This is a genomic window from Lacticaseibacillus hegangensis (assembly GCF_003946465.1).
GTDB classification, from domain to species: domain Bacteria; phylum Bacillota; class Bacilli; order Lactobacillales; family Lactobacillaceae; genus Lacticaseibacillus; species Lacticaseibacillus hegangensis.
Genome location: NZ_RHOL01000011.1, coordinates 16,559 through 28,791, shown reverse-complemented (window position 1 = coordinate 28,791; position 12,233 = coordinate 16,559). Strand labels below are relative to the sequence as shown.

Sequence of the window (12,233 nt, the reverse complement as noted above, 5' to 3'; positions counted from 1 at the left end):
AGTACTGACGTTTGTCTTTCAGAAATTGAGACCATATAATAAAAGGGACAAATTCGGGCAATGGAGGCCGCCATGAAAAATTACGTCGACAATCCGCACGTTCAGAAAAATCGCTGGTGGATCATGACCGCCGTTGGCATGTTCACCATCATGTCCACGCTGGACGCTTCCATCGTGAACATTGCACTGCCGGTCATCTCAAAGGACATGCACCTGCCGATGAACCAGGCCGAGTGGACCGTGTCCATTTACCTGATCGTGATTTGCGCGCTGCTGCTGCTCATGGGCAAGCTGGGCGACATTTTCGGTAAAATTCGCATCTTTCGTATGGGTGAGGTGCTGTTCACCATCGGTTCGCTGTTCGCTGGGTTCAACCACTCGTTTGTGATGCTGCTGGCGGCGCGGGTCGTGCAGGCCCTCGGCGCGTCGATGACCATGGCCAACAGTAACGGGATTGTGACCGAAGTGTTTCCGTTCCAAGAACGCGGGCGGGCGCTTGGCATGATTGGCTCGTTTGTGGCCGTGGGGTCGATTGCCGGCCCCGGGCTCGGGGGCCTGATTCTCGGGGTGCTGCCATGGGGCTACATTTTCTGGATCAACGTCCCACTCGGCATCCTGGCCATGATCGTGGGTCAGGTGGTGTTCCCCAAGGACATCGAGCACAGCCAGTCTAAAATCGATTGGCCCGGGTTTGTGGCCTTTGCGCTGTTCATCGTGCCGCTGTTTGCCGGGATTTTCATCGGTCAGGAGATTGGGTTTACGAAGCCCGTCATCCTGGCAATGTTTGCGGTGGCGATCATTGCCTTTGCCGCGTTTATTTACATCGAGCAGCACACCGCAGAACCGATGCTGGCACTGTCGCTGTTTGCCAACAAGGAGTTCACCATCTCGCTGTTCGCCGGGTTTCTAATTTTCGTCACCAATTTCTTCTTTAACGTAATTTCTCCGTTTTACCTGGAAAATGCACGCGGGCTTTCGGCGACGACGGCCGGGTACATGCTGATGCTGTTCCCAATCGTGCAGGTGATCGTCGCGCCGCTGTCGGGCTCGTTGTCAGACAAAATCGGGCCGTATGTCATCACGCTGGTGGGTCTGCTGGTGATTTTGGTCGTCCAGGTCGGGTACGTCACGCTGAGCCTGACCACCCCGTGGCTGCTGGTTTGCGTGATCATCGCCGTGATGGGGTTTGGCAACGGTGCATTCCAGTCGCCCAACAACACGCTGGTCATGTCAGCGGTCGAACCTAAGGACTTGGGGATCGCCGGGGGCCTGAACGCGCTGGCGCGCAACATGGGGATGGTCGTAGGCATCTCCGCGTCGACCACGGTGCTGTACGCGGCGATGAGCCGGGAGGCCGGGCGCAAGGTGACGACGTTTGTCGCCAGCCAGCCGCAACTATTCATCAACGGCATGCACGTTGCCTTCAGTGTGGCGGTGGTGATGTGTGCCATCACTGTGGCACTCACCGCTTATCGGATGATCACGATGCGTAAATAACGCAAAAAAGAGGCTGAGACATCAAGCGGGTTTAGCCCAAAGCACAAGCGCCTCTGTGCCACGATTCGTTTTTAGAATCGCGGTGCAGAGGCGCTTGTGCGCTTGGGCGTTGCTTGATGGAACGCGACTAGGCAATTTTGTCCTACTTTCGTTTGCGTTCGGTTGATTATTTGGCCAGGTCGCGACTGGTTTTGACGCGAGCCATCAGCGTTTCCAGTGGCGTGCCGACATCCAGCTGGTAGGACAGCCAGTGCTGTTTATTCATGTGATACGCGGGCAGCGCCTGGCCATTTTTGAGCTGGGCCTGAATCGTCTGGGGCGTTGCGCGCAGCACCAGCAGGTCGATGGGGTCATCGCCGGTCAAGCCTACCTTGTCCGGGGTGACCTTGACCATCAAGGCGTACCACTTGCGGTTGTCGCTGCGGCGAATGATCGCGTTATTGGGAAATTGCTTCCACAGGTATTCGGGCTGTTCATCGAAGGTCTCGCCGATGGCCGCGGTGACTTTTTTCATCTGCCCGGCGTCAAACATGGTCGGCACGAAGCAGTCCTTTGAGATCGCCGTCAACGCCGCAATGTAGGCCCCGCGGATCTGGCCGATGAACATCCCCGAGTTGGCTGGGTCCAGGTGGAGGGTGTACAAGTCGCCGGACTCCTGGTCGGTGACCGGGCTGGTGATGGTGTCCCCATCGATGTTGACGGTGAGGCTGAAGCCCGGGACCAAGTCGGTTTGATAGCGCCAGGTGGTTCCGGCCTGCTTGAAACCATATGCGGCCAGCTTTTTGGCGTCGGGTTGGCGGTTGTGAAAAATCGTGTCTTGAATCGAGTCTTGTAAGGTGGTCATAAGAATCCTTCTTTCAGGTGGTCATTACGGTGGCGAGTTGCGCAACCCAGTTGGCAATTACTGATGAAAAATAGCTTGACTGTCACGCCGCGTCACAGTCTACCCTAAGGTTGTCGGCGGCAGTGTCAAGGCAGAATACCGGCCTGAATCACTGTGCTACACTAGTTATAAACCATACCGTCACGTGACAGTCAACCCAAAGGACAGTGCGATGCTGAAAATTAGTGAAATGGCCAAGTTAGCCAACACCACCAGACGAACCCTGATCTTTTACGATGAGCAGGGGTTATTTAAGCCGGCCAAGGTGAGCGACGCCGGGTATCGCTACTACGAGTACCAGCAGCTGTACGACCTGATGACGATTCTGGGTCTGCGCCATATTGGGCTGTCGCTTGATCAGATCAAGGCCATTAGGTCCGCCGACAACCGGCAGGCCATCCCGCAGCTGCAGGCGGCTCAGGCTAAGATCACCAGTCAAATTGAGGATCTGCAGCGCGTGCAGGCGGTGATCCAGCAGCGGCTGACGCGGCCCGGCAAGGCGCCGGCAGGCAAATTGTATGCGCCGGTGGTGGCGACGCTGAAGTCAGCCACGTTCTGGTGCTCCCGCAAGGCGGTGGACTGCACCGAAGAAGAGGTGGCCCAGCTGTTTTCAGAGTTTTATCAGGAGCTGGATTCGCTGGCCCTGATGAACACGGCCACCTCGGGGTATTTGACCGATTTGCCGGTCGATGATCCCGCCGGCTACATGGCCGCCTCGTTTCGGATTCTAAAAGAAACGCAGGGCAAGTCTGACGAAACGCTGCTGCCGCTGATTAAAAAGCCGGCGGGCCGGTATGTTCGCGTGCGCGTCGCCAACACCCTTGACGGAATCACCCGCGGGCTTAACGAACTGAACCAGTTCTGCCAAACCGCGGGACTGCATCCGAGCACACAGCTGTGGCAGATCAATGACCACGACGCGGTGGTGGCGCAAGGCGCAACGGCGTACGGCTGGCTCGAGTACGCGCTGAACTGACAAGAACCTGAAACGCGATTCAGTCAGACAATCGAGGAGGAAACGAATATGCAAGCAATTCAATTAACCGGTCCGTGTGAGGCCAGTGAGCTGAAACCCGTTGAGGTGCCAAAGCCAGAGGCCAAGGCGGGGTTTGACGTGGTGCAGATCAAGGCGTTTGGCGTGAATGAGTCCGAGGTCACCAGCCGCAAGGGCGAATCCGATGGCGATTTCCAGTTTCCGCGGATCTTGGGCATTGAAGGCACAGGCGTGATCGACACGCCAGCTGCCGACTCACCGTATCAGCGCGGCCAGAAAGTGGCGATGATGATGGACGGCCTCGGCCGGGCGATTGACGGCTCTTACGCCGAGTATTGCCTGGTGCCGCATGCGGCAATGATTCCGCTGGAGACTGACCTTGCCTGGGACGTTGTTGGCGCCTTGCCGGAAATGTTGCAGACCAGTTACGGCTCGCTGAACAAGGGGCTAAACCTAGCGGCCGGCGACACTGTGCTGATCCGCGGCGGTTCGTCAACCGTTGGGCTCATGAGCATTGGCCTGGCCAAAATGCTGGGCGCGACCGTGCTCGCCACGACGCGCAACCAGGCCAAGGTGGCCAAACTAACGGCCATGGGCGCAGATCATGTGCTCATCGACGACGGCCACATTGCCGCCCAGGTGCACGACCTGCTTCCTGAGGGCGTGGCTAAGGCGCTCGAGCTGGTCGGCACCACGACGCTGGCGGACACCTTAAGCGCAGTCAAACCAGCTGGTAAACTCTGCTTCACTGGCGGGCTTGGCGGCGGCTGGGAAATCGAGCACTTCTCACCGTTCATGATTCCTAGCGGCAAGTTCTTGACCAGTTATGCCGGTGAAGCCAAAGACCTGCCGGCCAAGATCTTCAACCAAGTCCTCGCCGCGGTTAAAGCGGGCACGCTGACCGTCCCGATTGCCAAGGTCTATCACGGGCTTTCAGCAGTCGGAGAGGCTCAGGCCAACCTGGAGTCCGGCCACTTTGTTGGCAAACACGTGGTGGTGTTAGATTAATTCCCGTTATGCGGCCGTACTGCCTGATTTAGGCAGTACGGTTTTTTTCGTCGGCGCACGAAAAAACCAGCCGCCTGAGCGACTGGTTGCAAGAAGCGGTTATGCCCGCGGATTTTGCGGGTTCATGTTGCCGTGGGTGTAATCGAGCAGGTGGTTCTTGAGGTCTTCTTCCATCTTGCCGAGCTCTTGTTCTGCGGCCTGACGCTTGGCGCGGCCTTCCTGCTGAATCTGCAGAGTTTGCTGCAAGGTGTCGACCAAGTCGTTTTGCGTCTGGGTCAAAGTCTCGATGTCGACCACGCCGCGCTCGTTTTCCTTGGCGGTTTCGACGGCCGAAATCTTCAGCATTGATGAGTTTTTCTTCAGCAGGTCGTTGGTGGTTTCGGAAACCTGACGCTGCGCAGTGACGGCATCTTTTTGCCGGAGCAGCGTCAAGGCGATGGCGACCTGGTTCTTCCACAGCGGAATGGCTGTGTTGACACTGGCCTGAATCTTTTCCGCCAGCGCCTGGTTCGTGTTTTGAATCAGGCGGATCTGCGGCGCCTGCTGCAGGGTGATCTCGCGGGCCAGCTGCAAGTCGTACGCGCGTTTTTCCAGGCGGCTCTCAAACTGCTTGAGGTCGTTGACCTCCTGGACCTTCATCTGGTCGCCGGACGCCTGGGCCTCGGCCAAAGCGGCAGGAATCGTCTTGGTTTGCAGCTCGTCCTGCTTGATTTTGGCGGCAGCGATGTAGATGTTCAACGCGTCAAAGTAGGCTTTGTTCTGAGCGTACAGTTCATCGAGCATCTTGTTGTCGTTGAGCAGGCCTTGCTGCTCCTTGGTCAGGCGCGCGGCGATCGTGTCGATTTGCGCACCGATCTTCTGGTACTTGGCCGTGATCTCAAAAATCGAGCGACGAACCTTGCCGAACAGCTTCTTGAAGACGTTGTTGTTTTCGGCGCGCAGCTCATCCGGGTTGGCTTCGTTCAGCCGCGCCATCAAGCTGGTGAGGGCGTCGCCGACAGCGCCGGTGTCCTGGCTTTGCACCTTGTCCAGCATTGTCTGCGAAAACTGGCCGAGCTGCTGCTGGGCCTGGGCGCCGTAGCTCATCACGCCGTCATTGTTCTTGACGTCGATCTGCGCTGCAAGGTCCTGAGCCTGCTTTTCCTGCTCCGGGGTCAGGTTCGACGCCGCGTGCTCGGCGGCCGTGGCGGCGGGTGCGGCAGTTGCCGAACTGCTTGGGGCCTGGGTGGCAAAAGGCTGACTCAAGAGGTCGGCGACCAAGTTTGAATCAGCGGCAGTACTGGTTGCGGCTGATGGTGCGGTTGTTTTTGCTTCTTCATCACTCATGCTGTTGCCCCGTTTCTTCTGATTTTGGTGTGATGGTGGCGTGCTCCGGTGTCAAATGAACGCTGCGGTCGACGGTTTCGGTCGACTCGGCCAGCCGCGGCTTGATCTGCTTTTTCGCCAAGTCGATGTCAGCTTCCAGATCGTCGATGTCGCTTTCCACAAACTCGCTGTAGCCGGACTTGATGGTGTCGGCCAGGTCGCGCAGGGTGTTGGCCGCGGTGGTCAGCACGTCGTAGGTGTCCTGGGTCTTGACCTCGTGGTGCGTGATGGCCTCGTATTTTTGCGCGATGCTCAGGACGTTTGGCAGCTGCTCATAGATAAAATGTCCAGCTGCGCCCAGCTTCTTGGGGGTCTGCACGATGGCCTTGAAGTAGGCGTGCATGATGTCGAGCAGGTCGGCATTAACGGCAATCGTCTTGATTTTGGGCACGCGGTCGGCGATAGCCTCGAATTCGTGGATCTCGTCTGCGGCCTGGTCCATAGTTTCGCGGAACAAGTTGATCTCGCTTTCGCTCAGCCCGGATTCGGCGTAATGGGCGGCCATGTCTGGGGTGATCGGCGGCGTGGCAGGCTTTTCCACTGGCCGGCTCAACTCGCCGACCAAGCGGGCACCGGCGAAGACCAGCATGACGAACAGCCCGACCCACAGGTGCTGGGTCAAGAGGCCAATCACCAGGCCGGCCGCGGCCCAGAGCCCGACGCGCACCCAGCGGATACGCTTTTCTGTTTTTTTCAACGTCTTTCACTTCCTGAATATGCTTTCGTGCCTTCAGTTTACCATAATATCAGGCCTCAAATATCAGCCTCGAGATGGACTTTGCTGAAGGATTCCTTAAGGCGTTGGTATTCTCGCCGGCCATTGGTATCATAGGATTGAATGCGCCTGTCCAGGCGACAAGAAGGAAGGCTCCCAGATGGAAAAAATCGAAGGACGACAGCAGATTTATCAGGACCAGATTCTGACGCTGAGCCAGCTCACGGTCAGACTGGAGGATGACACCATGGCGAAAAGAGTGCTGGTTCACACGACCGGCGCGGCCGGGGTGTTGGCGATAAGCCAGAACAAGGCCCTGTTTGTCCGGCAGTGGCGCACTCCGCTAGGCCAGGAGACTCTCGAGCTGCCTGCAGGCAAGATCAATCCAGGGGAGACGCCACTTGAAGCCGCGAAGCGCGAGCTGAATGAAGAGGCGCAGCTGGCCGCCGATGAGTGGGCGCCCCTGACCCACTTTTACCAAAGTGCCGGTTTTTCCGACGCCGAGTCGACCCTGTTTTCCGCCCGGCACCTGCACAAGCCGGCCGAGCAGCGCAGCCAGGACGTTGGCGAATTTGTGACCGGTGAGTGGCTGACGCTGGCCGAGGCCAAGCAGGCCCAAGCTGATGGCCTGATCTGCGATGCCAAAACGACGCTGGGCCTGGCCCTGTGGGAGCTGCAGGAGGTGCACCATGCCTGAGTTAACGCGCAAAGAGTACCGCCAGCAACAAAAGCAGGCCGAGCGCGAGGCCGAAAAACGCGACGAGAAGCGGGTGGAAACCGAGCGTGAGTACGCCAAAGCGGCCCACGAGCCGCGCAAGGCGCCGAGAGCCCCGCACCGCGGCGATTTCGACGAGCAGACCTTTAAGAAGGTCAACAGCATGAAAAAGCGGCTCAACTGGGCTATCGGCATCGTCGTGGTGCTGCTGCTGGTCGTTGCGCTGGTGCTGTTTAAGCTGTAATTTTCGTCAAGCTGGCGTACAATAATTAAGCTGCTTTTGAACAATAGAAGGGATGAAAGTTAATGAAGATAGGCGTTATTTGCGCGATGGAAGAGGAGATTCGCACGCTGCTCCCCAAGCTGGCGAATCAAGAAGAGCGGGTCGTGGCCAGCCAGCATTATTACCACGGCACGATTGACGGCACCGAGGTCACCCTGGTGGAATCGGGCATCGGCAAGGTGCAGGCGGGAATGACCGCAACCGTGCTGCTCAGCCAGTACCAGCCGGACGTCTTGATCAACACGGGCTCCGCCGGCGGTATCGGCCAGGGCCTGAACATCGGCGACGTCGTGATTTCCAGCAAGGTCGCCTACCATGACGTGGATGCGACGGCGTTTGGCTACAAGCCAGGCCAGCTGCCGCAGCAGCCGCTGTATTTTGACGCAGATCAGCAAGTCGTCCAGGCGATTGCGCAGGCGGCGCACGAAACTGAGCTGAACACGCATGTCGGCCTGATTGTTTCCGGCGACGAGTTTGTGTCGAGTCAAAGTGCCGTCAAGCGTATTTTGGCCATGTACCCGGACGCCTTAGCCAGCGAAATGGAAGGCGCCGCGGTCGGCCAGGTCGCGCATGAATTTCACACGCCGTTTGTCATCATCCGCGCGATGAGCGACAACGGCGACGACAGCGCCTCGGTCAACTTTGACGACTTCATCATTGATGCGGGCAAACGCTCGGCGGCGATGCTGCTGGCGTACATTCACAACTTGAAATAAGGAGCGAGAGCTTTGGAGCACATCTATCTCGACAACGCGGCCACCACGCCGATGGCAAAAAAAGTCATCGAGACCATGACCACGCAAATGCAAGCCAATTTTGGCAATGCTAGTTCGACGCATTGGTTCGGCCGGCAAGCGCACGCGGTCATGGACGACAGCCGGGCGGTGCTGGCCAAAAGCATTCACGCCAAGCCTAACGACATTGTGATCACCAGCGGCGCGACCGAGGCCAACAACACGGCCATTATGCAAACGGCGCACGCCCGGGCGGGGCTCGGCAAGCACATCATCACCACGGCCATCGAGCACCTCAGTGTACTGAAGCCCATGGCCCAGCTTGAAAAAGAAGGCTTTAGGGTGACTTATTTGCCGGTGAACGAGGAGGGCGAAATCAGTCTGGCCGACTTTGACGCCGTGCTGGATGACGACACCATTCTGGTTTCGATCATGATGGGCAACAACGAGGTCGGTTCGCGCATGCCGATTCAGCAAATTGGCGAGCGCTTGGTCGACCACCAGGCCTGGTTCCACACGGACGCGACTCAGGCGTACGGGCTGCTCGACATCGACGTCGACGCGCTGCACGTGGACATGCTGAGTGTTTCCGCCCACAAGATCAACGGCCCCAAGGGCATCGGTTTTCTCTACCGGCGCACCGGTATCAACTTTCCGCCGTTTTTGCGCGGCGGCGAGCAGGAAATGAAGCGCCGCGCCGGCACCGAGAACCCGCCAGCCGTGGCCGGTTTTGCCGAGGCAGTGCGCCTCATCACGCCGCAGGAAAAAGGAGACCGGCAGGCCAAGTACTACGGCTTTAAGGATCAGATCATGCACGCGCTCAAGGCCGCAGACGTTGACTTCAAGGTCAACGGGCCGCTGAAGCCGGATGCGCTCAATCACGTGTTCAATCTGTGGCTGCCTGGCGTTTCGACTTACGCGCTGCAGACCAATCTGGACCTGGCCGGCTTTGCCATTTCCGGCGGCTCCGCCTGCACGGCCGGCTCGCTTGAACCGTCGCACGTGCTGACGGCGATGTACGGCGCCGAATCACCGCGCATCAGCGAGTCGATTCGCGTGTCCTTTGGGGCGTTCAACACCACTATGGACATCGTGCAGTTCAGCGATGCCCTGGTCAAAATCGTCAACCGGCTCCGTAAAAAGGCTCAGGCATAGCCCTTGCCATCACACCGAATCTGCAGCAACGTTGCGGATTCGGTGTTTTTGCGTCCAATTGAAAGAAAGGTAAAAAAGCCGCACCGGGCTTTCAGCGGCTGGGGGCAAAAGCGTAGAGTGGAAGTAGTGTCTAAGGGATTTCTTGAGGAGGAATCAGTTTGGCAGAGGAAAAAAGTCACCTTTCTGGATTAACACAAGTCGAAGCGCAGTCTCGCCTAGCTAAGGACGGCCCAAACGAGGTAGCGGAAAAGCCGTTTAGTTTTCCGCGGGCAGTGGCGCAGCGCCTGTGGGAGCCGTCCGCCTGGATCCTGGAAGGCGCGCTGCTGCTGGAAATTATCCTTGGCAAGGGCATTCAGGCCGGCTTCATTATTGTGATGCTGTTGTTTGCCGCCGTGAATGGCGCCGTGCAGAACCGCAAGGCGACCAAGATCCTGTCAGGGCTGACGGATCAGTTGACCTTGACGGCGACGGTCAAACGTGATGGTCAGTGGCATCGGGTGCCAGCGCGGGAGCTGGTGGTCGGCGACTTGGTCAGTTTGACTTCTGGCGATTTGGTGCCGGCGGATGTTGAATTGCTGCAAGGCAGCGCCGACATCAATGAAAGCTCAATCACAGGGGAGGCCAAAGGCGTGTCTCGGCGCGTTGGTGATGCCGCGTTTGCCGGCACCGAGCTGACTGCCGGCCACGCTGTGGGCCGCGTCACGGCGACCGGAAAGGCCAGCCGCTCCGGCAAAACCATCAGCCTCATCAACAAAAGCTCGGCGCCGGGCCACTTGCAGCAGCTGCTGGGCAAAATCATCGGCTACCTGGCCGCGGTGGATGCCGTGCTGGCGGTGATCCTGATTGCAGCCACCCTGGTGCGCGGGCAGAGTCTGCTGGCGCTGCTGCCGTTTTTGGCGATGCTGGTGATCGCGACCATTCCGATCGCCATGCCGTCGAGTTTTGCCGTGGCCAACTCCGTGGAGGCCAAGGTGCTCAGCGGCCAACAAGTCCTGGTCAGCGACCTGACCGGGATTCAAGAGGCGGCTAACATGAACGTGCTGCTGATTGACAAGACTGGCACCATTACCGCCAACAAGCCCAGTGTGGTAGCTTTTTACAACTTGTCGGCGCAGCCAGATACGACTGTCCTGCAATTTGCGCTGACCGCCACGGATCAGCGCAAGCCCAGCGTGATCGATGCGGCCGTTCAAAATTATGCAAAACAAAAACAACTCACTGCCTTAGCTCAAAGTCACTTCCAACCGTTTGATTCTGGCACCGGCTACTCCCAAGTTGAGGTATCGACTGAGGCTGGCACGCAAACGGTGCGGCTGGGCTCCCTGAAGCAGCTGACCAAACTCACGGCCCTATTTACGCTGCCGGCAGCCGTCGATTTTTCCGCGGGGCGAACGACCGCCGTTGCCGTTGGGGACCAGATGGTCGGGTTGTTCATCATGCAGGATCAGCCGCGTGCGGACAGCGCGGCAGCCCTCGCCGAGATTCGCGCCCGCGGCGTCAAGGTGCTGATGCTGACCGGCGACAACCAGAAAACCGCGGCGGCCGTGGCCAAGCAGGTCGGCTTGCCTGGCCGCGTGATTTCTATCTCTGAGCTGAAACCGCACCAGCTTTTGGATGACCTCGCCGGCATCGCCGATGTCGTTCCTGAGGATAAACTGGCCATGGTGACCAATTTTCAAAAGGCCGGTTATATCGTCGGGATGACCGGCGACGGGGTGAATGATGCGCCGGCGCTGAAGCAGGCGGACCTAGGCATCGCGGTCGCCACTGCGGTGGATTTGGCCAAGCGGTCGGCGCGCATGGTCCTGCTGACCCCGGGACTCAGTTCAATCACCAACGTCCTTGATAGTGGTCACCGGGTGTACAAGCGCATGATGACCTGGACCATTACGAAGCTGTCGCGAGCGGCCCAGCTGAGCATTCTGCTGACTTTTGGCTACCTGATCTTCGGCTTTTTGCCGCTGAGTCTGAACGCGATGATCCTGGTCGCGCTGCTCAACGATTTGGTCACGCTGGTGCTCGGCACCGACCACGCCCAGATCAGCCGCCAGCCCGAGCGCTGGGACATGAAAAAGCTGAGTAAAACGGCCGGTCTCTACGCCGGTGGGTGGACGCTTGCTGGGTTTGGCTGGCTGCTGTGGCTGATTCACGCCGGGCAAACCGCGGCTCAGATCAGTACCGGGTTGTTCTGCTTCCTGATGTTTAGCGCGATGCTCACCATCCTGATGACCCGCACGACCAAACCATTTTGGGCGAGTGCTGCCAGCAAGCAGGTCAATTGGGCGATCGCTGGCAACACCGTTGTGACGGTGGGGTTGGCCGCGTTCGGCCTTGGCGTCGCCGCGATTCGGATACCTATCATTTTGCTGGCGCTTGCCCTGACGCTGGTGGTCGGGATCCTATTGACTGGTTTGACGCAGTGGCTGCATCCCGCGGTGTGATCCGCCAATGATTGTGCGGCAATCTTTGGTGCCGGATATGCGATTATGGTAAGATAAAAGCGAATACAAGCGCCGCTGAGCGCACAGGGAGTGGGAGTTATGGCATTACAGGCAACCGGTTCCGTATTGGGCGATTCGAAAACCTACAAGATATCACCGCAGATCAAGCGCTATACGCTGATGGATCTGGGGTTTGTGAAAACAAAGAACGGCAACTTCCAGCTGGAGCGGTCGCTGGACCCGAATTCACCATTCACCCAGGCCAACAAACTGAAGGTGACCTTCAAGGCCGACCTGTCCGGGTTCCAAATGGGTGTGACCACCGCCAACGGGCTGAAGGCCATCAATATTTTCAAAACCGACAAGACGGCCGATAACGTTGAGCAGTATCACTTCATTATTGACAACATGATCGAGCGTCAGGTGCTGGAAGAGGCCTGAGC

Annotated in this window: 12 protein-coding genes; 9 read left to right on the top strand and 3 right to left on the bottom strand. The window is 58.3% G+C overall.

The annotated features are described in order from the left end of the window. Positions 1 to 72: 72 nt before the first annotated feature. Entirely contained in the window at positions 73 to 1,497 is a 1,425-nt protein-coding gene (locus EKM86_RS04560; protein ID WP_125755495.1) for an MFS transporter, read from the top strand. Positions 1,498 to 1,663: 166 nt separating this feature from the next. Here EKM86_RS04560 and EKM86_RS04555 read toward each other — a convergent pair whose 3' ends face one another. Further along, the gene (locus tag EKM86_RS04555; RefSeq protein ID WP_125755493.1) at positions 1,664 to 2,341 is read right to left on the bottom strand and encodes an MmcQ/YjbR family DNA-binding protein; all 678 of its coding nucleotides are present in this window, start codon (positions 2,339 to 2,341) and stop codon (positions 1,664 to 1,666) included. 211 nt (positions 2,342 to 2,552) lie between these two features. Here EKM86_RS04555 and EKM86_RS04550 point away from each other — a divergent pair, with 211 nt between their 5' ends. Together EKM86_RS04550 and EKM86_RS04545 are read left to right on the top strand one after the other, a co-directional pair. Further along, a complete protein-coding gene (locus EKM86_RS04550) occupies positions 2,553 to 3,356 on the top strand; it encodes a MerR family transcriptional regulator (RefSeq protein WP_125755491.1) in 804 nt (267 codons plus the stop codon). Between the two features lie 48 nt (positions 3,357 to 3,404). Continuing rightward, complete coding sequence (locus EKM86_RS04545; RefSeq protein ID WP_125755489.1) at positions 3,405 to 4,382, top strand: zinc-binding dehydrogenase; 978 nt, start codon at positions 3,405 to 3,407, stop codon at positions 4,380 to 4,382. A 99-nt stretch (positions 4,383 to 4,481) separates the two neighbouring features. Here the strand turns inward: EKM86_RS04545 and EKM86_RS04540 are convergent, their stop codons facing one another. Next, positions 4,482 to 5,708 carry a toxic anion resistance protein gene (locus EKM86_RS04540; RefSeq protein ID WP_125755488.1) on the bottom strand — a complete coding sequence of 409 codons (1,227 nt, stop codon included), beginning with the start codon at positions 5,706 to 5,708 and terminating at the stop codon, positions 4,482 to 4,484. Then, positions 5,701 to 6,444 carry a 5-bromo-4-chloroindolyl phosphate hydrolysis family protein gene (locus tag EKM86_RS04535; RefSeq protein WP_125755486.1) on the bottom strand — a complete coding sequence of 248 codons (744 nt, stop codon included), beginning with the start codon at positions 6,442 to 6,444 and terminating at the stop codon, positions 5,701 to 5,703. Before EKM86_RS04535 ends, EKM86_RS04540 begins: the two co-directional genes overlap by 8 nt. A 178-nt stretch (positions 6,445 to 6,622) precedes the next feature. On the opposite strand from EKM86_RS04535, the gene EKM86_RS04530 reads away from it, so the two are divergent. The 6 genes from EKM86_RS04530 to EKM86_RS04505 all read left to right on the top strand — a co-directional run bounded on the left by EKM86_RS04530 (position 6,623) and on the right by EKM86_RS04505 (position 12,231). Next, positions 6,623 to 7,159 (top strand): NUDIX hydrolase, encoded by a 537-nt coding sequence (locus EKM86_RS04530; RefSeq protein ID WP_125755484.1) that lies wholly within the window; start codon positions 6,623 to 6,625, stop codon positions 7,157 to 7,159. Further along, the gene (locus EKM86_RS04525) at positions 7,152 to 7,421 is read left to right on the top strand and encodes a hypothetical protein (RefSeq protein ID WP_125755482.1); all 270 of its coding nucleotides are present in this window, start codon (positions 7,152 to 7,154) and stop codon (positions 7,419 to 7,421) included. The genes EKM86_RS04530 and EKM86_RS04525 overlap by 8 nt, the downstream gene beginning before the upstream one ends. Positions 7,422 to 7,483: 62 nt before the next feature. Further along, the gene (locus EKM86_RS04520; protein ID WP_125755480.1) at positions 7,484 to 8,176 is read left to right on the top strand and encodes a 5'-methylthioadenosine/adenosylhomocysteine nucleosidase; all 693 of its coding nucleotides are present in this window, start codon (positions 7,484 to 7,486) and stop codon (positions 8,174 to 8,176) included. 12 nt (positions 8,177 to 8,188) lie between these two features. Beyond that, positions 8,189 to 9,349: a cysteine desulfurase family protein gene (locus EKM86_RS04515; RefSeq protein ID WP_125755478.1), complete on the top strand. Its 1,161-nt coding sequence runs from the start codon at positions 8,189 to 8,191 to the stop codon at positions 9,347 to 9,349. Positions 9,350 to 9,507: 158 nt separating this feature from the next. Continuing rightward, entirely contained in the window at positions 9,508 to 11,790 is a 2,283-nt protein-coding gene (locus EKM86_RS04510; RefSeq protein ID WP_125755476.1) for an HAD-IC family P-type ATPase, read from the top strand. A gap of 99 nt (positions 11,791 to 11,889) precedes the next feature. Beyond that, entirely contained in the window at positions 11,890 to 12,231 is a 342-nt protein-coding gene (locus EKM86_RS04505) for a DUF1831 domain-containing protein (RefSeq protein ID WP_125755474.1), read from the top strand. Positions 12,232 to 12,233: the final 2 nt, after the last annotated feature.